This window comes from Mycobacterium sp. DL592 (genome assembly GCF_011694515.1).
GTDB lineage: Bacteria > Actinomycetota > Actinomycetes > Mycobacteriales > Mycobacteriaceae > Mycobacterium.
In genome coordinates this window covers 3,025,012-3,050,121 of sequence record NZ_CP050192.1, presented here as the reverse complement: position 1 = coordinate 3,050,121, position 25,110 = coordinate 3,025,012, and the positions used below count along the sequence as shown (strand labels likewise).

General features: G+C 65.3%; 19 protein-coding genes. 11 read left to right on the top strand and 8 right to left on the bottom strand.

Annotation, left to right across the window (positions count from 1 at the left end; translation table 11 throughout):
• Positions 1 to 2: 2 nt before the first annotated feature.
• The 5 genes from HBE64_RS14655 to HBE64_RS14635 form a co-directional block, all read right to left on the bottom strand.
• Positions 3 to 275, bottom strand: coding sequence for a WXG100 family type VII secretion target (locus HBE64_RS14655; protein ID WP_243841325.1), 273 nt, complete (start codon positions 273 to 275; stop codon positions 3 to 5).
• A 127-nt stretch (positions 276 to 402) separates the two neighbouring features.
• Positions 403 to 1,257, bottom strand: coding sequence for a DUF6777 domain-containing protein (locus tag HBE64_RS14650; protein WP_167103421.1), 855 nt, complete (start codon positions 1,255 to 1,257; stop codon positions 403 to 405).
• Between the two features lie 82 nt (positions 1,258 to 1,339).
• Positions 1,340 to 2,377, bottom strand: a complete 1,038-nt coding sequence (locus HBE64_RS14645; RefSeq protein WP_167103418.1) for a hypothetical protein — start codon at positions 2,375 to 2,377, stop codon at positions 1,340 to 1,342.
• Positions 2,378 to 6,835, bottom strand: coding sequence for an FtsK/SpoIIIE domain-containing protein (locus HBE64_RS14640; RefSeq protein ID WP_167103415.1), 4,458 nt, complete (start codon positions 6,833 to 6,835; stop codon positions 2,378 to 2,380).
• Complete coding sequence (locus tag HBE64_RS14635; RefSeq protein WP_167103412.1) at positions 6,835 to 7,542, bottom strand: RDD family protein; 708 nt, start codon at positions 7,540 to 7,542, stop codon at positions 6,835 to 6,837. The genes HBE64_RS14640 and HBE64_RS14635 overlap by 1 nt, the downstream gene beginning before the upstream one ends.
• A gap of 527 nt (positions 7,543 to 8,069) precedes the next feature.
• On the opposite strand from HBE64_RS14635, the gene HBE64_RS14630 reads away from it, so the two are divergent.
• Positions 8,070 to 8,267, top strand: a complete 198-nt coding sequence (locus HBE64_RS14630) for a hypothetical protein (RefSeq protein WP_167103409.1) — start codon at positions 8,070 to 8,072, stop codon at positions 8,265 to 8,267.
• Between the two features lie 145 nt (positions 8,268 to 8,412).
• Complete coding sequence (locus HBE64_RS24485; protein WP_208300479.1) at positions 8,413 to 10,626, top strand: hypothetical protein; 2,214 nt, start codon at positions 8,413 to 8,415, stop codon at positions 10,624 to 10,626.
• Positions 10,627 to 10,629: 3 nt separating this feature from the next.
• On the opposite strand, the gene HBE64_RS14620 is transcribed toward HBE64_RS24485, so the two are convergent.
• Complete coding sequence (locus HBE64_RS14620) at positions 10,630 to 11,310, bottom strand: response regulator transcription factor (protein ID WP_167103406.1); 681 nt, start codon at positions 11,308 to 11,310, stop codon at positions 10,630 to 10,632.
• 413 nt (positions 11,311 to 11,723) lie between these two features.
• Between HBE64_RS14620 and HBE64_RS14615 the strand changes: the two genes are divergently transcribed.
• The 4 genes from HBE64_RS14615 to HBE64_RS14600 all read left to right on the top strand — a co-directional run bounded on the left by HBE64_RS14615 (position 11,724) and on the right by HBE64_RS14600 (position 18,072).
• Positions 11,724 to 14,060, top strand: coding sequence for a sensor histidine kinase (locus HBE64_RS14615; RefSeq protein ID WP_167103403.1), 2,337 nt, complete (start codon positions 11,724 to 11,726; stop codon positions 14,058 to 14,060).
• Complete coding sequence (locus HBE64_RS14610) at positions 14,044 to 14,712, top strand: response regulator (RefSeq protein ID WP_167103401.1); 669 nt, start codon at positions 14,044 to 14,046, stop codon at positions 14,710 to 14,712. Before HBE64_RS14615 ends, HBE64_RS14610 begins: the two co-directional genes overlap by 17 nt.
• A gap of 625 nt (positions 14,713 to 15,337) precedes the next feature.
• Positions 15,338 to 17,404, top strand: coding sequence for a hypothetical protein (locus HBE64_RS14605; protein WP_208300478.1), 2,067 nt, complete (start codon positions 15,338 to 15,340; stop codon positions 17,402 to 17,404).
• Positions 17,401 to 18,072, top strand: a complete 672-nt coding sequence (locus HBE64_RS14600) for a response regulator transcription factor (protein WP_167103396.1) — start codon at positions 17,401 to 17,403, stop codon at positions 18,070 to 18,072. Before HBE64_RS14605 ends, HBE64_RS14600 begins: the two co-directional genes overlap by 4 nt.
• Before the next feature lie 102 nt (positions 18,073 to 18,174).
• On the opposite strand, the gene HBE64_RS14595 is transcribed toward HBE64_RS14600, so the two are convergent.
• Positions 18,175 to 18,582, bottom strand: coding sequence for a hypothetical protein (locus HBE64_RS14595; RefSeq protein ID WP_167103394.1), 408 nt, complete (start codon positions 18,580 to 18,582; stop codon positions 18,175 to 18,177).
• A 225-nt stretch (positions 18,583 to 18,807) separates the two neighbouring features.
• Between HBE64_RS14595 and HBE64_RS14590 the strand changes: the two genes are divergently transcribed.
• Positions 18,808 to 19,260, top strand: coding sequence for a hypothetical protein (locus HBE64_RS14590; protein ID WP_167103392.1), 453 nt, complete (start codon positions 18,808 to 18,810; stop codon positions 19,258 to 19,260).
• On the opposite strand, the gene HBE64_RS14585 is transcribed toward HBE64_RS14590, so the two are convergent.
• The gene (locus tag HBE64_RS14585) at positions 19,249 to 19,989 is read right to left on the bottom strand and encodes a dienelactone hydrolase family protein (RefSeq protein ID WP_167103390.1); all 741 of its coding nucleotides are present in this window, start codon (positions 19,987 to 19,989) and stop codon (positions 19,249 to 19,251) included. The genes HBE64_RS14590 and HBE64_RS14585 overlap by 12 nt on opposite strands.
• Before the next feature lie 43 nt (positions 19,990 to 20,032).
• Here HBE64_RS14585 and HBE64_RS14580 point away from each other — a divergent pair, with 43 nt between their 5' ends.
• From HBE64_RS14580 to HBE64_RS14565, 4 genes are all read left to right on the top strand, one after another.
• Positions 20,033 to 20,833, top strand: a complete 801-nt coding sequence (locus HBE64_RS14580; RefSeq protein ID WP_167109213.1) for a thymidylate synthase — start codon at positions 20,033 to 20,035, stop codon at positions 20,831 to 20,833.
• A 28-nt stretch (positions 20,834 to 20,861) separates the two neighbouring features.
• Entirely contained in the window at positions 20,862 to 21,347 is a 486-nt protein-coding gene (locus HBE64_RS14575; protein WP_167109211.1) for a dihydrofolate reductase, read from the top strand.
• Positions 21,344 to 22,552: a winged helix-turn-helix domain-containing protein gene (locus tag HBE64_RS14570; protein WP_167103388.1), complete on the top strand. Its 1,209-nt coding sequence runs from the start codon at positions 21,344 to 21,346 to the stop codon at positions 22,550 to 22,552. Before HBE64_RS14575 ends, HBE64_RS14570 begins: the two co-directional genes overlap by 4 nt.
• Positions 22,553 to 22,698: 146 nt before the next feature.
• Positions 22,699 to 25,047 (top strand): Tex family protein, encoded by a 2,349-nt coding sequence (locus HBE64_RS14565; RefSeq protein ID WP_167109209.1) that lies wholly within the window; start codon positions 22,699 to 22,701, stop codon positions 25,045 to 25,047.
• Positions 25,048 to 25,110: the final 63 nt, after the last annotated feature.

Here is a 25,110-nt window from a genome sequence, read left to right as displayed (position 1 = left end):
CCTCAGCGACCCGAAACGTTGCGCTGTTCGGTAGCGTTGTTGAGCGCGGACTGACCAAGCCCGTCGATCTCCTGCTGAGCGGCGGTCAGTGAGCGGCGGTGCTGCGGCCACCACTCGTTGACGAAACGCTGCGCGTCAGGGCCGTCCCAGATCCCGGTCAAACCCTGCACCAGCTTGTCGAGCTGTGACACAAGATTGCCGATCGAGGCAGCGTGGCTTTTGAGCTGACGTCCGGACTGTTCGACTTGCTCGACATCCATTCCCATACGTGCCATCGGTAGTACCTCCTGAGGTGATGTGCTTAATCGTTTGCTGAAGCGCTGGAGCAACTGTATTCCAGGCAGGGGTCCTTGGCCGAGGGTAAAGGTGCCGGTTCATCCGAACGATCGACACCGCCGTGTGTCAGCGTGGCGGCTCCTTGCCCGCGGGTGGGGGAGGCATGTTCGCCGCCACCGGGTCGGGCAGCGCACCGACTCCCGTCGGCGGCGGCCCCAGGCTGATCGTTCCACCGGCCTTGCGTGTCACGGCCTCCCCGGAGTTCAGATCAACCAGGACGAACTCGTGAATCGGAGTCACCTGTTTGGCTGCGGCGTAGGCGACGGCCACCACCGTATGCGGCGAGTATCCGGGCCATGGATCACCATTGGCGGCCACCAGGGTGGTGATGTTGGTGTCATCAGGAGGGCGCAGCGGGCGCCCACCGGCGCAGTGCACCCGCGGAACGCCGACCGGGTCAACCAGGATCGCGTCACCGGTCTGGAGCACCGTCTGGAACGGCGTCGCCTTGTCACCGGCGAGGCGGTGCGAGGTGACCCACGTGTCGGCCGCCAGTATCACCGGGGTCAACGTGTTGAGATAGTACGGAATCTGTTGGGGCGTCAGGCCAAGTGCAGTAGCCCAGGCGTGGGCGGCGTCGGGATGGGAATCCAGGTCATTGGCCATCGCCGCCGCGTCGCAGGGGAGCTCACTTCCGATCGTCGCGAACAAGCCAGGCTGAATGCCCGATACCAATCGCACGTCGCGTTCGACGGATACCGGCCCCTGGTGGGCTGATCCGGCATTGTTGACCGGGGCTCCGGTGGGCGGCAGCGCCGAGGCGACCACCACAGGTGCGGTGAATGGTTGCGGCCCTGCGGTATTGGCCGGCGAGAACTGCAATGTCCCCGCGCCTTCGGATGACCCCGGCGCCGCGGACCGATGGCGTGTTGTCAGCACCACCGTCGTCAGGGCGATCAAGACGATCAGTGTCAGAGCCACCGCTGCCGCAGTGAGGACGGTTCTGGAGCGAGGGTCGGTGGCAGGCGGCTGGTTGGGGTCGTTCCAGCCGGACACGGCTGCGCTAGTCGGCGGCGGTGACGATGACACCCTGAAACTTTTCCATACTTGCCTTGACTGCCCCCCAACGCGGGTCGGTGGAATTGTCGAAGCTCTGTGCCACTGCCGGATAGCCATGGCTATGAACGTTGAGCGGACTTCGATCGGCCAAGCCTGGATCAGCATCGAAGTGATTCGCGGTAGATGGTGCCTGTCCGGTGACCGCATCGACGACCGCGTGGGTAACCGCCTGAACCAGCGGGTTGCCGGTGGGAATCACGGTGGCCGGTCCGGATGTCAGCACAACGTCTTCAACCTCCCTGGCCAGACCGCCGAGTGCGGGAACCGCATCCCCGTCGGCCCGCAGATGCACAGCCTGCACTCCGGGGATGTCGGCCTGCACCAGGGGCGATCCGTAGGTGATCAACGTGGTCACGTGGTACTTGCCGGATGCCGCGATGTTCTGGGCGTCCAGCCCGCCCTGGCTATACCCGACCAGCATGACGTCAGTGCCGGACCCGTCGGGGCAAGCACTAAGGGCTTCGTCGATCTTGGCCGTAACGTCTGCATCGACATACCCGAGCAGCAACGGAGCGTTCCGCAGCAGGGTGCGATTGTCGGTGGAATCCTGGCCTTTGAAGTACACGATGAGGCGAGTGGCACCGTCGGCTCCGAGCACCTTCTCAATCCGGACCCCATCGGAATCGCGCTCGCTGTTCTTGATGTGCTCGAACAGTTGGGCGCTGTTGGTGGGGGCACTGCCTGCGCCGGCGGTGCTGACCACTTCTTGTTCATCGGCATTCCGGCGGAGATCGATCGCACCTTGACGCAGTGCCGCCGCCGCGGTCTGCAAGGTGCGGGCCGACCGGTCGTTCCACGCCGTTCGGAAGCGGTCGCCGTCGGCGCCCAGCCACTGGCCGGCATTGTTGACCAGGCTGTGCAGAGATCGCGTCGTGGCCTCGACGGAGCTGGCCATCCGCTCGAACTGGTTGGCGGCCTGGCGGAGTTGGTCAACGTCGGCTCCGTTGTAACCCACTGTCGTCGAGCTACTTTCGCCGTTCATCTAGATGGAGGGTTGCGCCAACTGCAGCCATATGCCTTTGCCCTTCTCGATGAGTACTCCACGACCTGGCGGAAAGTCTTGGCGCCGAATGGGCCCGATCGACGTGCTGAGCAGGGTGTCGGAGTCGCCCGCGCCGGGTGCCAGGATCAATCCGCGCCGCGGCGACTTGAATGGTTGGCCCAATTGCCATGCCTGCGACCAAGTTGACAACTCCGCTTCGCCTACCACGAACGCCGATGCGTCGGCCAGTGTCTTGATCAGGCGGCCCATCACCGACTCGACATCGGTTCCGCTGAAATCGGTGACGGATTCGATGACGACCATCAGCGGTGACGACGACACGTCCGCCGCCGATGCGATCAGGTCCTCCGCCGTTTGCCAGACCGCGTCTGTCCCGACCGCCGATCGGCTCCACACCGCCATCCCCCCGATAGTGCTGTTCGCGGGAGCCAGATGAACGATCTGGGCCGATGAGCTGCTACGGCGCACCGCCTGCGCCAAGGTCAACAACGCAGTGCTGCGGCCACTTCCGGGAGGCCCGGTCACCATGAAAACACCTCGGGGCGAAACACCGACGGGTGCCAGCGATTCATCGGCAATCCCGATCGCCGGGCTGCCGTTGTCGGCGAGGGCCGCAAGAGCAGCAAGATCGATGTGCTCGGACAGCCGCTGTACCGGCTCGGCTTCGGGATAGCCCGCTTCACGCATCTGGTCGGCCAGGGACTCGATGGCGCGCGCTTGCACGGCGACGTTGGCGTCTCCGCCCAGGATCGCGACCTGGACTTCCTGGCCGTCCATGATTCCGCGGCCACGAGGTGAGGCCGACGACAGGATGTCCTTCGGCACTCCTGCGATGCTGTAGTCGTCGTCGGCCGCCAGGCGCAGAACCAACCTGCGTTGGATGGTCGCGGCCAATGAGATCGACAGCGCCCCAGGACGGTCGGCGGTCACTACGACGTGAATGCCAAGGCGGCGCCCGTCGGATGCCAACTGGCTGAACATCGGGAATATCGGCGACTGGGCCACATGCTCGTAGGCTTCCCGGAACGCCGCAATGCCGTCTATCAACAACAGGATCCGTGATTCCGGGCGTCCGGTGGCGCGTCGGTAGTCGGCGATAGTCGCCGCGTTCACCGCGGTGAAGGACCGTGAGCGCTCGTCGAGGACCGCGGACAGTCGGCGCAACAACCGCCCCAGACGCTCCTCATCCTCGCCCCCGACCACGGCCGCAACGTGGGGCAGCGGCTCGAGCATCCGCAGACTGCCGGATGCGAAATCCACCCCGTAGACGTGCGTCGGCCCTTGATCGGGTGACAGGGCGGCGGCAATTGCCAAGGTGCACAGGGCAGTTGACTTGCCCGATCCGCCGGTGCCCAATACGGCCATGTTGCCGTCGTCGTCCGGCGAGAATACCCCGATGGGCTGAGTCTGATCCGCCGGTGAGTCTGTGCGACCGATGACCAGCTTGCCGTCACCGACATCCGCAGTCATCGACTCGAGGGCATAGACCGGCTCCAGCGGCGGCAGCCACGGCCGCCTCGGGGTGGGCAGGTGCAACTGGGTGGCGGCCGCTCGCGTCGTCGCGACCATTCGGGCGATATCGGTGGGAACGCCGGACGTCGGCAGCGCGCCCGTGGCGCCATCGGTGTTCCAGGGCCGGCGACGCCCGAAGACGAACTCCGAGATGTCGATCGGTGCACGATCCGGTTGGTCGCCGGACCACCCTCCGACGTAGCCGGCCTGGAACGTCGTCAACCTGCCCGGTCCGGTCTTGGCGGCAACTCGACCGGGGATCTCAGGTGGAAAATGGGCAGCCAGCGGGTCGTCGATGACGTCCATCGAGTCGTCAACATCGTTCAGCCGCAGCGCGATCCGCAGGTTGGTGTTGGCGCGCAGGTTGTCACGGATCACGCCCGCGGGGCGTTGGGTTGCCAGAATCAGATGCAGGCCCAGCGAACGCCCGCGTTGCGCCACGTCGATGACGCCGTCGACGAACTCGGGAACCTCGGTGGCAAGTGCCGCGAATTCGTCGACGATGATCACCAGGCTCGGCGGTGTGTCGGGATCACCACTTCGTTCCAGCGACACAAGGTCCTTGGCGCGCTTGAGGTTCAGCAGCCTTTCCCGGCGCCGAATCTCGGCGCCCAATGAGGTCAGTGCCCGGCGCACCAGATGCGGAGAGAGGTCGGTCACCAAGCCGACTGCGTGAGGCAGGTCCACGCAGTCGGCGAATGCGGTTCCACCCTTGTAGTCGACGAAGAGGAAGTTGACCCGGTCGGGGCTGTGTGCCGTTGCCATGCCCAGCACCCAGGTCTGCAGAAACTCGCTCTTACCGGACCCGGTCGTGCCGCCGACGAGCGCGTGTGGGCCGTGTTCGCGCAGGTCGAGGTGAAAGTCCTGGACGCCGGTGGAGCCCACCAACGCGCGCAGAGTGCCGGGCCGAGCGTTGCGCAGGACGGGTTGTCCATCGCGATTGGCCACCGAATCATTGGCTAGCCACCGGCGTGCCACGCTTGCTGGCTCGGCGGCCAGCGCGGTGCCGGACAGGCTCAGATAATTGACCGAGCGCGGTAGATCAGTGGCGTCTTCGACAGCGGCACCGACATCGGCGACCGGCGCGAGCAACAAGGCAATCTGCTTGGCGTCGGCGACGTCGATACCGTCACAGGCCACCGGATAGGTATGCCGCCCGCGGCGCACCTCTCCTACCGTCGAACCCGACGTCTCGTTTTCGATCAGGACGAACGTGCGGCATGCCGAGGGCACGCTGGCGACCTGTGTGGCAACCCAGATCACGTGAACACCGGCGTCAGCACCCCGCTCGGCCAGACGGGTGAGGCGCGCGCGGTCAATGGGAGCGGTGTCATCCACCAGAACCACAACAGCTGGCAGAACCAGTGGTGGTCGAGTGTCGGTGCCCAGCCCGAACTGGTCGGTGATCGCCCCGTAGGAACGATCCCCGAGGTCCTGGCCCTCCGCTGTGCGCTTCTTGACCAGATCCTCCAGCCTGGCCAGCAGGGCCTGACCACCGTTGGCGCTGTCGGTGAGATGGAGACCCTCCAACGGGCTCAGGAGCGACCCCGTGTGGGGCAGCCATTCCAGCCACTCCCATGACGTTCTCGATGCAGGCGAACAAAATGCCGTCACGGTCAGATCGGCAGGGGAGTGCAACCCGATCAGCTGCATCACGATGCCGCGCGCCACACCGTCGACCACTGCGCGCGGGCCGCACACACCCAGGGCGCCGCACTCACGGAGATCGGCCACCACAGGTACGTCGCTGATGAGACTGAACTGCTCCGTCAATTCCGTTATCTGTTGGGCATATTCGGGTTCGGCGTCGTACTCGCCAGAGTTCTCGATCCGGCACCGCGATGGCGCATCACCCAACCCAAGTCGGATAGACAGAAAGTCGCGATGTTCAGGCCGGTGGGTCCACAGCAGTGGCCCGAGTCGGTGGATGGCCTCAACGACCTCGGCGAGTGCCGGCGTCTCGGCGCAGCGCACGGCACGCTCTACTCGCTGAACACTGGTGAGATCAGAAGCCAAATGCCGCAATGATTCCGCAAATCGGGCGATCTCCTGGCGACGCTTCTTGCGGGTCTGCCACTGAGTGTCGATGTACATGCCGACCATCAACAGGGGACTCAGCGCGACAAACAATATCGAGAGCAGATTGCGGCTGACCAGCAGCAGTCCGAGTCCGAGTACCAACGGCGCCAGCATCGACAAGACCGGCAGGTGTGCGGGTTCTGGCCGCTGCGGTGGGCGCGGCGCCTTGAAGACGCGCTCGGCGAACTGTGGAACGACTCGCGGCGATCGGTTGAACTCGATCGCGACGCTGTCGGTTTGGGCGGCCCCAGGCCGTACGGTCGGCAGGATCGCCACCGATGTACCGGCCAACTGGATCACGTCGTTGACGCCGACGGTCGCGCGCTGGACCGCCTGTCCTCCCACCATGATGCCGGTCGGTCCGGCGAGGTTGGAGATCTCGATGCTTTCCCCGACGACGACGGCGGCGTGCACGCCGGCGATACCCGGATCAGTCAGCATGACGTCACTGGTCAGGTTGGTGCCAATGACGGAATTGCCGGGAGCAAGCGAGAATTCACGGCCGGCATCCGGACCGTGAAGGACGCGCAGTACGGCAACCGAGCGGCCGCGCCGGGTCCGTTGTGCAACGACACCCGCTTTGGCGATACTGACGGTCGACCCCGAGCGGATCCCCGATTCGATCAGGCTGCGCGAGGGCTCGAGTAACCGGCCGGTTGCCCCGGTGTCGAAGGCCGTGTGCTCGAGTTTGAGGGTCAGCGGGCTCTTGGGTTGAGCGCCATGCCGCTCGGGGTCACCCGTGGCGAGGGCGGTGGCAAGATCGGACACCGATGCGGTGGCGTCGGCGGTAACCGCGACTTGGGCCCGCGTGCCGTCGTCGCGCCGCAGGACGAACTTCAGGTGCATTAGCGCCGTCCCGGAGAGGCCAAGGGAACGGGGGAGGCGACCTTGTTCAGGCCCCGGTGTGTGGTCGCCCGCAGCGTCGTTTGTTGCGGCGCGCCCAGTGGGTTGGCGCCCAATGTCACATCGATCACGCCCAAGCCGCTCAGCCGATCATGCCAACCGTCCTGCAACGTCGACCCCGTCACGACCGGTAGTGCGGCCACGCCTGCAGTTGCCGCGAAGATCCCGCTGCGCAGCATGCAGGTGATGAACCCGGGCGGCCGCTGATCGCGGGTGCGGATCAGCCGGAGGCCCAGCATCGCCTTGCCGAAAGTGAGGCCGGTGAAGCCCTGCCAGATCTGCATCCACAGCCAGACCGCCACCACCGCTACCGGCACCACGACATAGACCACCTCCGCGCAGGCGAGTACCGCTGCGGCGGCGGTCAGCGGCAGCGCGGGACTCACCATGACGGCTAGGTCCAACAGCATGGCGCAGCAACGCACCCCACCGCCGGCATCGACGACCACGGGAGCTGCAGCAGGCACCGGTGCCGTGATCGAGGTATGCGCGGCAGCGGCGGTGGGTGCGGTGGCGCTGTAGGAGACCGACTGGTGCGGTTGACGATTGGTGATCACCGCGCCGCAGGCGGCGCAATAGGGCGCGTTGGCGCGCACGGTCGAGCCGCACTGGGCGCATGCCGCCTCTGTACCGGTCGGCTGTCCTGGCATCACGTCCGCTCCATCCGGCTGCAACGTCTCCGATCGTGCGAGGGTGCCTGGCTAGCTTGGCTGCCGGGCCGATACCCCGAGCGCCGATTCGGTTGCTGTCGGCCGCGTTCCTCTCGATGTGATCATCGGCGACCCGTGGCATTCTGCCGCGAGATTCATCGTGCCGCGCACACTGTAACGCCGGCCATCAGCAGGTGCGCCGATTCGTTGTCGGTCAAACGTACGATTGCCGCGGTCTCGGATCGGTCGCGACGATTGACCCGCGCGGGGAGCTGGCCGGGATGGCTGAGGAGGGTCTGTGGCTACATCACGGAGTGTTGGCCATCCGAACTCGCAGTGGCCGCTTGGTGGCTAACCGTGCCCTGCCGCCGAGCCGATTCGGCGCCGGCTACACCTCAGGTACGCCGCCTGCAAGCCAAGCAGTCTCGCCATCAACGCCGCCCCGCGGCGCACCTCACCGGGCAGGTCCCACAGCGCCATTTCCGGCTATGCCGGCACCCGCGCCCCCGGTGGTGAACCGACTTGCAATGGTCACATTTGCGGTGTCGGTCGTCTTTGGTTGCGTGCTGTTCTGGCTGACGATTCCCATGGCGGTCCTGGCTGGTTCCCGGATACGGCGATCTCAGCAGGGCGGAGCCGGCCTGGCGCGTGCAGCTCTGGTGATCAGCTGCATCTATATCGCGTTGGTGATTGTCGTGGTCACCCTTGCCGTTTACCTGTCGTGAAGCTCCATCGCGGTGGCCGCTGGAAGTGCTCAAACCTGGTCTGCGTCATCCGAACGACTGATACCTGTCAACTTGCCTCGGTGTCATGATGACGGGCGTTGTGGGCTGCGCTGTGCACGCGGTGAGCTAGCCGAGGGGTTACGCGATGGATCTGGTCCTGGGGGTGTCGGTCACGGGCGCCCAGGCGCGCATGGCACTTCTGGAGGCATCGAGCTCCGGTGCGGTGCTCGATCGGTTCGCGCTGGACCTCTCCCCAGATCCCATCGGGGACATCGCCACCACCGTGATCGGTACTGGCGAGGCGCTGGCCGCAGAAGGCCACCATCTGCTGGGCACCGGTGTGTGCTGGAGTGGGCAGGATGCCGGTGCGTTGGGCGGCGCACTGAAGGAAGCGGGACTTCAGGACGTCACGGTGATGGGGCCGTCGGAGGCAGCCAGCGCTTTGGTGCGTGAGCGTGTCGTTTCGGTGGGCGACGCCGGCACGGCGCTCCTGCTGGTCGAAGCTGACACCGCCGCGCTATCCGTTGTGGGCGCTGATCCGGCCTCGACCGCTGTCATCTCCGCCGAGCCGCTCACCGAGGCTGGCGCCACCGCCGCCTGCCGGACCCTGATGAGTCGGCTGAGCCGGGAGCTGATGGGCGTCCGACAGCTCTTCCTGGTCACCGCGGAGCCCGGCGTCACTCTTCACACCGACCAGATCTATGCCACCGCGCCGGTAACGGTGCACACACCGGCCGATCCGGGCTACGCCATCGCCGAGGGAGCCGCCATCGCGAGCGTGCAACGGGCGCAACGTGTTGCACACTCGGCGCCGAGTTTTGTCTCGACAGATTTCGGCCCGGAGATGGCTGCCTCGACGGGGCCGCTGGCGCCGACGGCACTGAGCGCACAATTGGGCCCTCAGTTGGCGTACTCGCTTGCTGATGACAGTTCCGCTTCGATTCCACTGCCGCCCGGTGCCGACTACACCGAGGATCCGCTACCGCTGCAGAGCAAGCTGTCCCCGCTGAGCCGGCTGGGGCAATACGACGCCGAAGAAGACGATGACGCGAGCAGTCGGCCCCGGCTTGTACTGCTGGGTGGCGCCATTGCGTCGATCGTCGTCGTCGGCTTCTCGGCGTTGGCCGTGACGGTCGCCATCGCGATCCGGCCGACGGCGGCGGAGGCGCCCCTGCCTGCGCCTCCCACGCCGGTGGAGAACAAGTACTTTCCGGTTCCTACAGACGACACCGGGGGCTGGCAACCGAAGACCGCGCAGACCGACACCGTGCCGCCGATCAGCGAGGTGGCGGTGACAGGTACGCCCGGCCCCCAAACTTCAAGCGGGGGTTACGCTTCCAATGGCAACGGTGGCAACGCCCCTGCGCCCGCACCAGCCGCGATTGATCCTGCACCGCCAATCGGTGACCAACCGGCTCCAGCACCCGATCAGTCGATCTTCCAGATACCGGGTATCCAGCTGCCGAACATCCAGCCCACCTTTGTCTTCAACGTGCCCGTTCCGGGATCGACGGCGGGCAAGACCGCCGAAGTGCCGCAAGGTACCGGTACCAAGTCCGGTACGGATACGAAGTCGGGTACTGCGACAGCGCCGGGTACGGATACGAAGTCGGGAACGGCGACCGTGCCGGGTACTGATACGAAGTCGGGAACGGCGACCGTGCCGGGTACTGATACGAAGTCGGGAACTGAGGCGGTGCCGGGTACTGATACGAAGTCGGGAACTGAGGCGGTGCCGGGTACTGATACGAAGTCGGGAACTGAGGCGGTGCCCAGTACTGATACGAAGTCGGGAACTGAGGCGGTGCCCAGTACTGATACGAAGTCCGGCACGGCGACAGCGCCGGGTACCGATACGAAGTCCGGCACTGCGACAGCACCGGTGGAGAAATCGCCGCCGAATGGTGGCGGCGCTACAGGGGGTCCCAAGCCGAGAGGGGCAGACCCCCAACCTGATACACCGTCATCGACATCCGCGCAGCCCACTGTCGCACCTGCACCCAAGTCCGCACCGTCGGAGTCTCCAGCCCCTGCGCCCACCACAACGCCGGCTCCAGCACCGGCATCGACACCGGCTCCTGCGCCCGCTCCGACTCCCAAACTGGCTCCTACTCCCGCACCAGCGCCGGCTCCGGCTCCCGCACCAGCGCCTGCTCCCGCACCAGCGCCTGCACCGGCGCCTGCTCCGGCTCCCGCACCGGCCCCTACGCCCGTTCCCGAGGCGCCAGCCGCACCTCCGGCGCCTCAGCTTCCCAAGATCGAACTGCCCAAGATCGAGCTTCCGAAGCTCGATCTGCCCTCCTTGGGAAGCGGCGGGAGTTCGGCGACACCGTCGACGAGCGTTGTGCCGACTCCGTAGGAGTCAGTAGAGATCGTTGAGGCTGAGGATGCCATCCTCAATCGCGCGAGCCAGCAATGCCGACTTTGTGGGGGCCGGCCGTCCCACGCTTGCGTATTTCGCGCGGGCGCGCTGCAGATGTGTGCGCACCGTCGTAGGTGCGATATAGAGCCGCTTGCCTACGAGATCCTTGCTTTCAGTCTGGAACCACGCGATGAGAACTTCTTTCTCCCGCTCAGACAGTTTCAACCGCCCCAGCGTCGTGTCATTGACCAGGGCCTTGCCCATCCGGGGCCCCACATATGGCGTACCGGTGTGCGCGGAGTGAATCGCCTCGATCAGATGCCGCTGACCCTCGGACTTCGTCAAATAGGTAATCGCACCCAGCTCGAGGCATGTCAAAATCACCTCGTCGGCGGCAAGGTGGGAATACACGATCACCCGCTGGCCCGACTCGCATAGTCGCCTAAGAACTTCGAAGTCGGGACGATGACCATCGATCTGTAGGTCCAGCAAAACCACGTCAACCCCGGTGCCTGCGTCGTCGAACGCAGCGAGGAACTCCGCGGGGCTGGAGAATTTGCCCGCAACGCGGATAGGGGGATCGGCCTGGCTGCACCATGCCTCGACGCCCGCATGCACCACGTCGTGATCGTCGATTACGGCAACCAAAACAGGATCCGCGTGCCCCTCGGGTGACGCCATGGCGTTGCCTTCCCCCTTCGACGATGGACGGAACGACTTGCGTGGGGTGCTGCTTTAGCTTGCATTTAAGCGCATTCTTACTCGGCGGTGCGACCTGTGCCGATATCTGATTGTCATGACTTCGGAAATTGTGTCGTCCGAACGTATGACAAACGCTCGCGAATTTGGCGTGCGAGCCCCTTGGCGCCCATTCTCTTTCTCACACAACTAGCGAAGTAGCAAGGGTTCGATTGACGTAGAAGCAAGGGATTAAGTCCTGAGAGCCGTTGGTAGGCTCAAGCATTCGCCAAGACTGCGCAGTAGGTGCAGAATTGTGCGACAAGTTGGCGCGCGCGGTGAGATATATCCGCCACAATTAAATGGCAGCGCGCCCGTGAAAATCGTCCCGCTGAGGACACCTACGAGTGGAGTTAATGAGCGAAGTGGCCATAGACCTGTGGGCCACGGCCGGCAATGCATTGTCACGAGATAGCCGCGCCGCGACCGGGGGCAGTGATGCGATGGCGTCCCCCGCTCAAGATCTTGATGCGTCACGTCGTCATATGTTGCGGCCCGCCGAAACCGTCGGGCTTCTGATGCGAAACACCGTGAGCCTTGTGGTCGCAGTGGTGTCTTTGGCAGACCCTGCATCGCAGGCGCAGGACCGCGGCAAGGTGTTGCTGGCAGGCTTGGCGCTCTGGTCCTTCTATCGCATCGCCACTCGATCTCGGCGCTGGGAGTTCCTCGCCGTCGACTACGTCTTCGTCGTGGCGGTGTGCTTGGGGTTGCCCGCCCTGGTCACCGATCCGGACTTCTACGAGTCCAATACCGCGCCACAGGCGATCGCAGGGACCGCCGTGGTCAGCCTGGCGGTGTCGATGCCGATGACCCTGAGTTTGGCGATGACCGCCGGAATAGCCGCCGCCTACGCCTCCGGCAGTGCGGCGATTCTCGGGTGGGGGCATCTCCTGCCGGTGGCGGCGATCTACTACTTTGCCCTGCAATGGATAACGGCGGCATTGCTGCGATTCATGCTGCTGCGTGTGGCAGCAGCCATCGACAGCACCAGGGCGGCACGTGCAGACGCTGAGGCCAGTCAGCATGTGATCGAGGCCGTCCGCGAGTACGAGCGTGAACAGCTGGCACTGCTGCACGACACCGCGGCGTCGACGCTGCTTATTGTGGGACAAGGCGGCAACCTGCCGCCCCAGCGACTCGCCGCGCAGGCTCGGCGTGATCTTCATCTCTTGGAAGAGAGCCCGTGGGAACCTCCTCCCACGCGCACCGAGTTGGTGGCTGCTCTGCGGGACTGCGCCGAACACATCAATACACCCACTCGCTTCGAGGGGCGAGAACGCCTCTGGGTCGACGGCGAAACCGCCAAAGCCCTTGTCTCCGCGGCCCGCGAGACCATGAACAATGTCGATCGTCACTCTCAGGCAAACGAATTGGTTGTTACGGTCACCGATGTCGCTGTTACGTTGTCGGACGACGGCATCGGGTTCGATCCGGAGTTGCCGCGCCTGGGACACGGTGTGAACGACTCCATCTTGGGTCGTATGCGGCGCGTCGGAGGGGCCGCGGCGGTAACCTCCGCCCCAGGAGCCGGAACGTCCGTCCAACTGAGCTGGCGCACAGCAGAACCGGCAACTCCGACCAGCCTGCCTGCTGATCCGGACGGATTCATCGAGCGGCTTCGTGGGCGCTACGGGTTGGCGTTGACCGCCTATGCGTTGGCCAACCTTGCGGTCTCGACGCCCCACGCAGTCGTGAGCGGGCCTCATCAAGCTGTCAACACTGTGCTGGTCGTGGTGGCGGCGGCGAGCACGCTGACGGCCATCCCGGCAATCAGGCGCGGCCGGATGCAACCGGTGTGGTTGGCCGCGGCGGCATTGCTTGCCGTGGCGGTGGTGGAGCCGCTGTTGCTCGATCCAAGGATGGTCGGCGGATACGCACACTGGACTCAGAATGCGATCGGGTGGTGTCTTCTCCCGCTATTGCTCGGGTTGCGAACTCTCAGCGGTGCAGCGGTTCTAATCATCTTCTGGATCGTGGGAGCTGTCGTCGAGTTCTTTTGCCAACCCACCTCCGAGACCCTTGTCAACATCGGGCTGGGTACCGCCAGCGTTCTGGGAGTGCAGATGTTCGCCTTGATTTTCAATGGTCTGATGCGTGCAGCCGCGGTAGGTGCGCAGGAAGAGACACATACACACAAGCGAATAGCGTTGCGGGAACTCGTCGAACGTGCGCTACGGGCCGAATATCAACGCCGCTACGCCCAGCTTGTTGACAACGTGGTTCCGTTGTTACAAGCCCTCAGCGATGGTGCGCCGGTGGATGATCAGCTCCAGGCCCGTGCCCGCGCACAGTCTCGCCGGATGCGTACCCTCTTCGACCAGGCCGCCACATTCGAGCACCCGTTCATGCAGGCGATGCGCCCACTTGTCGACGCCGCCGAAAGCCGACATGTCGCAGTCACCGTCGACCTGGCGGGCGAACTGCCCGATCTCGCGCCCGTCAACGTCGACGCGGTGCTGCGGCCGGTTGCCGATGTCATGGCCGATACGAACGACTCGGTGCGGATCGTCGTGACCTGCTCGCCGCAGGATGTGTCGGTCAGCGTCGTCTGTCACGGCTTAACCTCAGTGCCCGAACTCAGCGATCATCCTGCGGTCACCCTCGAGGTCGTCGAAGGTGACGATTCGGTGTGGGTGCTGGCGCGCCACGTTGTTACATCAGAAGGGGCCACACGCCATGTCCTCGCCGGTTGACCCGATTCACGTTGTGGTGATCGACGATCATGACGCGATCCATGCCGGGATACGCACCTGGTGCAACGAAGCAACGCCGCCGCTTCACCTGGTGGCCGCCTACACCACGACGAAGGACTTCACTGCCGCCCAGCAAGGTCGCTCGGTGAACCCCGATGTCGTCTTGTTGGATCTCGAGCTGAAGAGCCGTCGGCCTGACTTCGCGGCTGTGGAAGAGATCGCGACCGCCGGTCACCGTGTGATCGTCTTCTCCCACATCGAGCACGACGAGGCGATACTGCGAACCCTTGAGCTGGGCGCCAGCACCTATATCGCAAAGCCAGAGGGCAAACACCATCTAGTGGAGGCGATCCGGGCTGCCGCGTCGGACACCCCGTACGTCGGCCCGAGGATGGCCAGTGCCATCAGCAACGATCGCCGTGTCGGCAGGCCGGCATTGACCGATCGAGAACAGCAGGTGCTCTTGGCCTGGTTTCGCACGGAGAGTAAAGACCTTGTGGGACAACAACTGTTCATCTCGCCAGGCTCGGTGAAGACTTACCTGCAGCGGGTGCGTGCGAAGTACGCCGCCGTTGGGCGGCCCGCGCCCACCAAGGCGGCTCTGGTCGCCCGTGCCGTCCAGGACGGCATCATCAGCATCGACGAGCTGTGAGGCGTTAACCGGTTTCCCGGCGAGACGAGGCCATGGTTAACGGCAGCAAATTCTCGTTCGTCGCCAGTTGGCGCGAGGGGCCATCGCGATTACCGTGTGGGATGCCACAGCGACTCTGCTGCGCGGGTGCGTACGCCGGGCGATCGTTCCGGCCCGGCCGCCGAGCCTCCTCCGGATGCCCCGGCCCGGTCCCGTTGCGGCCATCCCGGCCGTCAAGCCGACGCTGAGTCCGTTGCCACCCGGCTTTCGCGCGGCGTGATGTAACTCCGCACTGTGGAGCCCGGCTGGATTGACGCGCATTCTGCAGCTCGCCCTGTCCTCCGAACGGATGACAAAGGTCCAATTCTGGCAAACATACGTTGTCGACAATTCGGAATCGGTCTATATTCCCAGCAATACCGACATATGGTCTAATTAGTTCGGTTAAGGGGAGGGGAGTGGCACGGCGCAGAGCTGCCTGCCGATTCAGGACATGAGCTCAGCTGAACGAGTCGTCTCACCGCATCGCCGCCTTCTGCTGCAGACGTCAAGCCTGTGTCTTGCAGCCAGAAACTTGGTCTACGCCCTGGCTGCGGTGGCATCACAGATGGCATCCCCCGTGGATTCGGGCGCTGACCGTTACGTGATGATCGGACTGGGGTGCTGGGCCCTCGTGCGGCTGGCGACCCGGTCTCCTCGCGGCGTCTACTTGATTGCCGACTACACGTGGGCCGCCCTAGTTGCACACGTGAGTCCAGTTGTAGCAAACGCAGCCAGCATCGGTGCATCGACCAGCCCGACTTTTGCGGTCGTCACCATCGTGGTCGCTACGGTCGCGATTGAGATGCCGGCGCGGCTGTCGATCCCGCTCTCTGTCGCCCTCATCGGTCTCTACACCTGTCGGGGCGCCGATCCCGGCGACTGGAGGCGACTGCTCAGCTGCCCTGAGATCTATGACTTGATAGCCAGTGTCGCTCTGGCACTGCTGATCCGGTGGGCAATCGGACGGATGGCGGCTGCGATCGACGCGGCACACCAAGATCGGGTGGACGCCGAGATTGCCAGTAGCGTCGCGACATGGCGTCTCGCCTTCGAGCGCGAGCAGCTCGCTGTTCTCCACGATACGGCGGCGGCCACGTTGCTTCTGGCCAGCGAGGTAGACAGTCCGCCGAGGGACAAGCTCGCGGCGCAGGCCGCGCGTGATCTAGAGATACTGCAGCGCCCGCTCGATCGGGCAGTGCCACGGGTCGAGATCGTCGACATGCTGCGCGACGCGGTACGACACGCGGCGACGCCGACCCTGCTCGTCGGATTGCCCGAATTGTGGCTCGATGGACGCCTCGCGTGTGCGGTGGAGGCAGCAGTACGAGAAGCCCTGAACAACGTCGACCGGCATGCCCGGGCACGTCAGGCAGTCATCGAAGTGACGAGCACGGCTGTTACGGTGCGCGACGACGGCGCAGGCGCCGATCCTGCTAAATGGACGCCGGGTTATGGTGTCGCAGAATCGATTGTCGGCCGCATGAACCGTGCGGGTGGACTGGGCTCGATCGACTCGGTACCGGGGCGCGGTACAACAGTACAACTCAGTTGGCACCCCGAAACCCAGGCGGCTCTCTTCGGCGAGACGATCGACGAGTCCGAGCGGCTCATCAGGCGCATCCGCGTCATCTGCGGACTCATCCTGACCGCCTATGGGCTGTCGAGTGTCTTGACCATGGCTCCCTGGGGGATCGCGTCCGGCGTGCATCCCGCGACCCAGGCGGTCTTGGCGGTGGTCACCGCGGTGTGTGCGGCGGCGGCACTGCCGGGGCTGATCGCGGGGCACTGGGGTCCCGCACGAGGCGCCGTTGTGATCCTGGCGCTCGTCGCACTGTGCCAGCCGCTCTTGCTGTCCGACGCCATGCTTCGCACCGAAGCCCAGTGGACCGTCGCCGCTGTCGGATTCGCGATGGTTCCCCTGCTGATCAATGTGCCGTTGCCGCGTTCCGTCAGCGTCGTACTGCTGTGGTGGTTGGTGCCCGCTGCGGTGGATTTCATCCGCGTTCCGTCAACCCTGCTGCTCGCCGCGATCGTGACGGGCGCGGCAAGCTTCCTGGTCCCCCAGATCGGGCTGGCGGTGTTTAACGCGGTGGCCCAAAGAGTTGCCCGAAAAGCTCACGGAGAGAACGTCTCTCGCGACCGCCTTGTGGTCGAACACGCAGTGGCCGAAGCCTTGCGTGTCGATTACGAGGCGCGCTACGCAGCCACGACCCAGAGACTGCTGCCGGTTCTCGAGGAGTTGGCCCGGGAAGGGCCGATCACCGACGAGCTGAGGAGGCGAGCTGGGATGGAGAATCTGCGGTTGCGTCAGATGTTCGACGAGGCACGCGGAGGGACCCAGTCGCGGCTCGAGCCGCTGCGCGCGGTGATCAACGCTGCAGCTGAACGCGGGGTGGATGTGACTACCCGCATCGACCCGAGAGCAGGCGACCTCAGCGAGGCAGATGCCGGACGGCTTGTCGACGCAATCGGCGCCGCGCTTGCCGACGCCCGAAGCTACGCCCGCGTCGTCGTCACGGCAGCCGGTGCAACCCTGACCGGCAGCGTCGTCGCCGACGGGACATGCCCAGACCGCGACCGGCAGCGCTTCCGCGACGACGTCGAGGTGTTGGACTCGTCAGGGAGTCGATGGGTCACCTGCCGCGTTCCGATCACCACGCCGCGATCATGAGCGCTGTCGATGACGCATCGACGGTGTCTGTGGCCGTGATCGACGATCACGAGGCGATCCACGAGGCCGTCAAAGTGTGGTGCGCGCAAGCCGATCCACCGATCAATTTCGTCGGGAGCTTTTTCTCCGCAGATGCGTTCCTGACCGGGCATCCTGCTGGCACAGACCATACCGTCGTGGTTTACGACCTTGAATTGCACAGCAGGCGAGCAGATTTCGAAGGCTTGCAACGCACAGTCGACGCCGGCTACCGCGTCGTCGTGTATTCCCATCTGCTGGCCGACGAGATCATCCTGCGTTGCCTCGAGCTTGGTGCAGTGACCTATCTCGTCAAATCCGAAGGTAAGCGTCATCTCATCGACGCGCTGCGGGCGGCGTGGACGGACGAGCCCTACGTCGGTCCCCAGATGGCCGGTGCGATGGTCAATGACGTCAACGTGGGACGGCCGAAACTGGCGGCGCGAGAACGGGAAGTTCTCGTCGCCTGGTTTCAGACCGAGAGTAAAGAGATAGTGGCTGAGAAGCTGCACATCGCACCCACGACGGTTCGGACGCATCTGCAAAGAATTCGGGCCAAGTATGCCGCTGTCGGCAGGCCGGCGTCGACCAAGTCGGCGTTGGTGGCCCGAGCCATACAGGACGGGATCATCGTCGTCGACGACTTGTGACTCAGGTCCACTCGTGCTGTCGGCGAAATGGTGTCGGGGGTTTCCGGTCGTGGTGACCCGGAAACCCCCGACAGCCCCCCGGGGCGTTCATACGGGAGCGCGTCAGTAGCCGCGCGGCACCGACGCCTTCGAACCAGGCGTCGCCGCCAATTGAGGTCCGCGCACGGCCGCAGCTTGCATACCGCCTGCACCGAGGGCGCTGTCAGGGTCGTTGCTGGCGTTTGACCACAACGCCGAGGTATGGCAGTGCTGACGGCCGAGCTCGATCTCGCAGCCGCCGTTCTCGAACGTGCGACTCACGAACTGGATGCTTTGGGTCGGGCGTTGCCACCCGGTGACGGCAGGTACCCACGAGCCTTGGGTGCCGTCGATGTCCACCGCCCCCGCGTCGGTGGTCAACCCGTCGGCATGTGCCGACCCGGCTCCGAGTATCGCCGCGGCAACCGCCGCGCCGCCGATCATGCCCGCGACGATCGTACGGACCCGCAGACCATTCCGGATATTTGCCATGAATTCCTCCTAGTGCTCGCTGTCGCATCGGAGGTTTCCATCGCAAGCACGCAAATTCTACATCTAGCTGCGAAAATAGTACGAACAACGTATCGGTATGTCATCCGAACGGTGCACATCGTGCCACTCCTTGGATTAGCTGATAGGTGGCCGCTTCCTGATACGGCGAGGCGAAGGACACCCGCGCACTACCCTCTGGGGGAACGAACGGGCGGAAGGGCCAACATGGGAATCGCTGACCTCGCACTGGGGGCTGCCCCGATCGCCGGCGGCGCACTACTGGGAATCGCCGCGGGCACCATGAAGGGCCCGGACGTCCGCGGCATGATCAAGGCCGATATGGACCTGCTGGACAAGCTGCCCCCCGAGGACGTCGAACTGCGGGCCGCGCTCAAGGCCAGCATCGACCGTCGTATCCAGGACGTCATCGTCAGCACCGAGAAGAGCCGCGAGCTACTGGATGTCGCCGCCAGCTACAAGGGCAACTGGCGCGACATCGTGGTGTTCGTCTGCGCTGTGCTGTTCACCATCGTGTGGTGGAACGTCCCGCACAGCCGGACCAACTGGCTGCCGACGTTCGTCTTTCTGATCCTGCTGTCGGTGCTGGTCTTCTTCTACGCCACCCGCGGTCTGCTCGGCGCATTGCGCAGCCTGCGTAAGAAGAGCTCACCGAGCTAGGTGCGCCCCGAAGAAGTCCGCCATAGCAGCCCAGTGCTTCTCGGCGGACGCCTCGTCGTAGGGCGCGTTGTCGGTCACCGCGAATCCATGTAGCGCCGGGTACCACACGATGGTGTGCTCGACGCCGGCCTCGGTCAGTGCCTTGTCGAGGGTCTCGGCGTTGGCTTCGGTGAACGACGCGTCGTCGGCCGCCCCGCCCACATACACCGCGGCGCGGATCTTGTCAGCCAGCAGGTGCGGGCTGCCGTCGTCGTCGGACGCCAGTCCGCCGCCGTGGAACGACATCGCTGCCGCCACGCGCTCGGGGACCCGGCCGGCCACGATCAGCGACGTCCGCCCGCCCATGCAATAGCCGGTCGTGCCGAAGGTCTCGCCGCTGACTTCGGGACGTGCGGCCAGGTAGTTGAAGAAGGCGCGGGCGTCGGACTCCATCGCGGCCGGGGTGACGCTGCCCAGCATCGTGAACAGCCGCTGCCGTTCGGCTTTGTCGTTGAAGACGTCCTTCATGTCGAACGGAGCCCACTGGCCGTGGCGGTAGTACACGTCGGGCAGCAGCACCACATAGCCCAGGCCGGCCAGCCGGGCCGCCATGTCGCGAAAGGCTGACCGGACACCGCCGGCGTCGGGGTACATGATCACTGCGGGCCACGGGCCCGTTCCCTCGGGGATGGCCACGGTGACGGGGCAGGTGCCGTCGGCGGTGGTGACGGTGTCAGAGATGGTCGGCATGGCATCGTTTCTACTCCTGCGCCGCGGACGTAAGCTGATCGGCGTGCCGATCGCCACGCCGTACGAGGACCTGCTTCGACTCGTTCTCGAGCAGGGGACACCCAAAGCCGACCGCACCGGCACCGGCACCCGCAGCCTGTTCGGCCACCAGCTGCGCTATGACCTATCGGCCGGCTTCCCGCTGATCACCACCAAGAAGGTGCACCTGAAGTCGGTGGTTTACGAGCTGCTGTGGTTCTTGCGCGGCGACTCCAACGTCGCGTGGCTCCACCAGCACGGTGTGACCATCTGGGACGAATGGGCTTCTGAGACAGGCGATCTCGGACCCGTCTACGGTGTGCAGTGGCGGTCGTGGCCGACTCCGTCCGGTGAGCACGTCGACCAGATCAGCAACGCGCTGGACCTGCTGCGCACCGATCCGGACTCCCGGCGCAACATCGTCTCGGCGTGGAACGTCGGCGAGATCCCGCAGATGGCGCTGGCGCCGTGTCACGCGCTGTTCCAGTTCTACGTCGCCGACGGCAAGCTGAGCTGCCAGCTCTACCAGCGCAGCGCCGACCTGTTCCTCGGTGTGCCGTTCAACATCGCCAGCTACGCGCTGCTCACCCACATGATGGCCGCCCAGGCGGGCCTGGCGGTCGGGGAGTTCATCTGGACCGGCGGGGACTGCCACATCTACGACAACCACGTCGAGCAGGTCACCGAACAACTCAGCCGCGATCCGCGCCCGTATCCGGAACTCGTTCTGGCCCAGCGTGATTCGATCTTCGACTACACCTACGATGACGTCGAGATCCGCAACTACGATCCGCACCCGGCGATCAAGGCGCCGGTCGCGGTATGAGGCCTGCTTGCAGGGCCGAATCATGAGCCTGAGTGGACTTGGACTGATCTGGGCACAGTCGACCTCCGGGGTGATCGGCCGCGACGGCGGCATCCCGTGGCACCTGCCCGAGGACCTGGCCCGGTTCAAGGACGTCACTATGGGCCACACCGTGGTGATGGGCCGTCGCACCTGGGAATCGCTGCCGGCCAAGGTTCGCCCGCTGCCGGGACGCAGAAATGTCGTACTCACCCGGCAAACTGACTACATGGCGCACGGAGCGACCGTGGTCGGCGACCTCGAGGATGCCCTGATCGATGAGGACACCTGGGTGATCGGCGGCTCGGAGATCTATCACCTGGCGCTGCCGCTGGCGACCCGCTGCGAGGTCACCGAGGTCGAGATCGACCTGCGGCTGGAAGACGACGATGCCTTGGCCCCGATGCTCGACGAATCGTGGGTCGGCACGGCGGGGGACTGGCAGGACAGCAGTTCGGGGCTGCGCTACCGGTTCCATCACTTCCTGCGGGCATGACCCGCCTCACTGCCGACCAGGCCCGCCGGATAGCCGTCGCCGCCCAGGGGTTGGCCGAACCGAAGCCCAAAGGGCCCGTCACCCGCGCCCATCTGCGCCGGCTGATCTCGCGTATCCAGGTGCTGCAACTCGACTCGGTGTCGGTGGCGGTCCGGGCCCATTACGCGCCGGTGTTCAGCCGGCTCGGCCCCTATGACCGCGATGTGCTTGACAAGGCCGCCTGGAGTCACAGCGCACGCTCGCCGCGGTTGCTGGTCGAGTACTGGGCGCACGAGGCCGCGCTGATGGCCGTCGAGGACTGGCCGCTCATGCGGTGGCGGATGCGCGAGTACACCCACGGCCGGTGGGGTGTCGAGATCGTCAAGAAGAACCCGCGGCTGGCCGACGACATCATCGCCGCCGTCGCCGAACTCGGACCCAGCACCGCCGGGCAGATCGAGGCGCATCTCAACAGTGAGCAGCGGGGCCGCAAGGGCCCGTGGTGGGACCGCAGCGACACCAAGTGGGTCGCCGAGGCGCTGTTCGCCTCGGGGGCGCTGACCACGGGCACCCGGGTCGGGTTCGCCCGCCACTACGACCTCGCCGAGCGGGTGTTACCGGCGCACGTACTTTCCCGCGAGATCGACGATGACGAAGCGGTGCGGGAGTTGGTGCTGCGGGCCGCGGGCGCACTCGGCGTGGCCACCGAAACCGATCTGCGGGACTACTTCCGGCTAAACCCGAAGCAGAGCAAGCCCGCGGTCGCTGCTTTGGTGGCCGAGGGCCTTCTCGAGCAGGTCGAAGTCGCCGACTGGTCGGCGCCGGCATACCTGGTCGACGGTGCGTCCGTGCCACGCACCGAGCGCGGGACCGCACTGCTGTGCCCGTTCGACCCGCTGATCTTCTTCCGGCCGCGCGTCGAGCGGCTCTTCGGCTTCGAGTACCGCATCGAGATCTACACCCCGGCGCCCAAACGCAAGTTCGGGTATTACGTGTGGCCGTTCCTGCTCGACGGCCATCTGGTGGGCCGGGTGGATCTCAAGGCCGACCGGAATGCGGGTGTGCTCAACGTGATCGGGGCGTTCGCCGAACCCGGGGCCGACGCGTCGCGGGTGGCACCTGCGCTGGGTGCCGAGCTGCAGGCGATGGCCGGCTGGCTGGGACTCGGCGCGGTGAACGTGGGTGAGCGTGGTGAGCTGGCCGCCCCGCTGCGCGCGGTCGTGTAGGTCGCGAGCCGGTTGGCTCGGAGCGGCTCCGGCTTCCTCGGAGGCGATCCATGCTGGTCGCCGGGAGATGCCTGTCCATCTGGACGGCCCAATCCATACCCAATGTCCGCGACCTCTTGTCAGCACCATTCGATAGGGTTCACCGCGTGTCAGAAAGTCTCGTCGTGAAGTCCGTGAACTCCCGCCTCGCTGCCGAATTGGAGGTCGAGGAAGCCCGGGTGGCGGCTGCGGTGCGCCTTCTCGACGAGGGCTCGACGGTTCCGTTCATCGCCCGCTACCGCAAGGAAGTCACCGGCAGCCTCGATGACGGTCAGCTCCGCACCCTCGAGGAGCGTCTGGCGTACCTGCGTGAGCTTGACCAGCGCCGCACGGCGGTGCTGGCCTCGATCAAGGAGCAGGGCAAGCTCACCGACGAACTGCGTGCCGCACTGTCCGCGGCTGAGACCAAGGCGCGGGTGGAAGACATCTACCTGCCCTATAAGCCAAAGCGGCGGACCAAAGCCCAGATTGCGCGTGAGGCTGGTCTGGAACCATTGGCGGATCGCCTGCTGGCTGATCCGTCACTGCGGCCGGAGACTATCGCCGCCGAGTTCCTCAACGACGACGTCGCTGATGCCGCCGCAGCGCTCGAGGGCGCCAGAAATATCGTGATCGAGCGCGCAGCCGAGAATGCCGAACTGGTGGGCGCGACTCGCGAGAAGTTCTGGGAAGATGGCTCCGTACGTACCAAACCGTGGTCCGAGGAAACGGCGAAAACTCCAGCGGGGCAGAAGTTTCGCGACTATTTCGACTTCTCCGAATCGCTGGAAACCATGCCGTCGCATCGGGTGCTTGCGGTGATGAGAGGCGAGAAGGAACAAATTCTTTCCCTGACTCTCGATGGCGGCGATGATGAGCCTTACCAGGCGATGATCGCCCAGGCCCTCGGGATCGACATGGCCGCGAACGCGCCTGCGACGCCGTGGTTGAAGGGCGCTGTCGAATGGGCGTGGCGGACCCGGCTGATCGTGTCGGCCTCGATCGACGCCCGGATGCGGCTACGGCAACGTGCCGAGGCCGATGCGGTGACGGTGTTCGCCCGCAACCTCAAGGATTTGCTGTTGGCGGCTCCCGCGGGTGACCGCACCACGCTGGGTCTGGACCCTGGCTTCCGGACCGGGGTCAAGGTGGCGGTGGTGGACGGTACCGGAAAGGTCGTCGACACCTGTGCCATCTTCCCGCACCAGCCGCAGCGGCAGTGGGATCAGGCCAAGGCGACGCTCGCCGCGCTGGTGGCTCGGCACGGTGTGCAGTTGATCGCGATCGGCAATGGCACTGCGTCACGCGAAACAGATGCTTTGGCAACCGAACTCATCGCCGAGATTCGCAGTGCCGGCGGCGCGGCGCCGGCCAAGGCGGTGGTGAGCGAGGCGGGCGCTTCGGTGTACTCCGCATCAGCCTATGCCGCGCACGAGCTGCCAGAGCTCGATGTGACATTGCGCGGGGCGGTATCCATCGCCCGGCGGCTGCAGGATCCGCTGGCCGAGCTGGTGAAGATCGAACCGAAGTCGATCGGAGTCGGGCAATACCAGCATGACGTCACGCCAGGGACGTTGGCGCGCAGCCTGGACGCGGTTGTCGAGGATGCGGTGAACGCCGTGGGCGTCGATCTGAACACGGCGTCGGTGCCGCTGCTGGCCCGCGTCTCGGGTGTCTCGGAGTCGTTGGCAGAGGCGATCGTCGCCCACCGTGACGAGACTGGACCGTTCCCGAATCGCAAGGCGTTGTTGAGAGTTCCGCGCTTGGGCCCTAAGGCTTTTGAGCAATGTGCCGGATTCCTGCGAATCCGTGGTGGCGACGACCCGCTCGATGCTTCGGGTGTGCACCCTGAGGCCTATCCGGTGGTCCGGCGCATCCTCGATCGATCGGGCTTGACGTTGGCTGAGTTGATCGGCAACGAGCGGTCACTGCGAACCTTGAAACCGGCCGAGTTTGCCGACGACCGGTTCGGTATTCCGACCGTCACCGACATCCTCGCTGAGTTGGAGAAGCCGGGTCGCGATCCGCGGCCGGCATTCACGACGGCCACATTCGCCGCCGGCGTGGAGAAAGTCGGCGACCTCAAGCCAGGCATGGTGCTGGAGGGTGTCGTCACCAACGTGGCGGCGTTCGGAGCTTTCGTTGACGTCGGTGTGCACCAGGACGGCCTGGTACATGTGTCGGCGATGTCGGATCGATTCGTTTCCGATCCGCACGAAGTCGTGAAGTCCGGGCAGGTGGTTAAGGTCAAGGTTCTCGATGTCGACGTGGATCGGCAACGTATCGCCCTGACGCTGCGTCTCAAGGATGAGGCGCAACGCGGGCAAGGAAAGCGCCCTGAGCATCGCGGTGGCGCCAAGCCGGCCCCGGAAAAGCCGTCGAACCCGAAACGGGGCAACGTCTCTGAGCGTCGCCAGGCAACCCCCGCAAGAGGGTCGATGGCCGACGCACTGCGCAATGCCGGGTTCGGCCGCTGACGATCAACCGGCCTCGGCCCGACGGCGCGGCGGTGTAGGCCGTAAGCGGATTTCGACAATTGC

What these genes read in the sequence shown, in the direction of transcription:
- HBE64_RS14655 (WP_243841325.1), bottom strand. Translation starts at nt 275, where the DNA reads ATGGCACGTATGGGAATGGATGTCGAGCAAGTCGAACAGTCCGGACGT.
- HBE64_RS14645 (WP_167103418.1), bottom strand. Translation starts at nt 2,377, where the DNA reads ATGAACGGCGAAAGTAGCTCGACGACAGTGGGTTACAACGGAGCCGAC.
- HBE64_RS14640 (WP_167103415.1), bottom strand. Translation starts at nt 6,835, where the DNA reads ATGCACCTGAAGTTCGTCCTGCGGCGCGACGACGGCACGCGGGCCCAA.
- HBE64_RS14635 (WP_167103412.1), bottom strand. Translation starts at nt 7,542, where the DNA reads ATGCCAGGACAGCCGACCGGTACAGAGGCGGCATGCGCCCAGTGCGGC.
- HBE64_RS14630 (WP_167103409.1), top strand. Translation starts at nt 8,070, where the DNA reads ATGGTCACATTTGCGGTGTCGGTCGTCTTTGGTTGCGTGCTGTTCTGG.
- HBE64_RS24485 (WP_208300479.1), top strand. Translation starts at nt 8,413, where the DNA reads ATGGATCTGGTCCTGGGGGTGTCGGTCACGGGCGCCCAGGCGCGCATG.
- HBE64_RS14620 (WP_167103406.1), bottom strand. Translation starts at nt 11,310, where the DNA reads ATGGCGTCACCCGAGGGGCACGCGGATCCTGTTTTGGTTGCCGTAATC.
- HBE64_RS14615 (WP_167103403.1), top strand. Translation starts at nt 11,724, where the DNA reads ATGAGCGAAGTGGCCATAGACCTGTGGGCCACGGCCGGCAATGCATTG.
- HBE64_RS14610 (WP_167103401.1), top strand. Translation starts at nt 14,044, where the DNA reads ATGTCCTCGCCGGTTGACCCGATTCACGTTGTGGTGATCGACGATCAT.
- HBE64_RS14605 (WP_208300478.1), top strand. Translation starts at nt 15,338, where the DNA reads ATGATCGGACTGGGGTGCTGGGCCCTCGTGCGGCTGGCGACCCGGTCT.
- HBE64_RS14600 (WP_167103396.1), top strand. Translation starts at nt 17,401, where the DNA reads ATGAGCGCTGTCGATGACGCATCGACGGTGTCTGTGGCCGTGATCGAC.
- HBE64_RS14595 (WP_167103394.1), bottom strand. Translation starts at nt 18,582, where the DNA reads ATGGCAAATATCCGGAATGGTCTGCGGGTCCGTACGATCGTCGCGGGC.
- HBE64_RS14590 (WP_167103392.1), top strand. Translation starts at nt 18,808, where the DNA reads ATGGGAATCGCTGACCTCGCACTGGGGGCTGCCCCGATCGCCGGCGGC.
- HBE64_RS14585 (WP_167103390.1), bottom strand. Translation starts at nt 19,989, where the DNA reads ATGCCGACCATCTCTGACACCGTCACCACCGCCGACGGCACCTGCCCC.
- HBE64_RS14570 (WP_167103388.1), top strand. Translation starts at nt 21,344, where the DNA reads ATGACCCGCCTCACTGCCGACCAGGCCCGCCGGATAGCCGTCGCCGCC.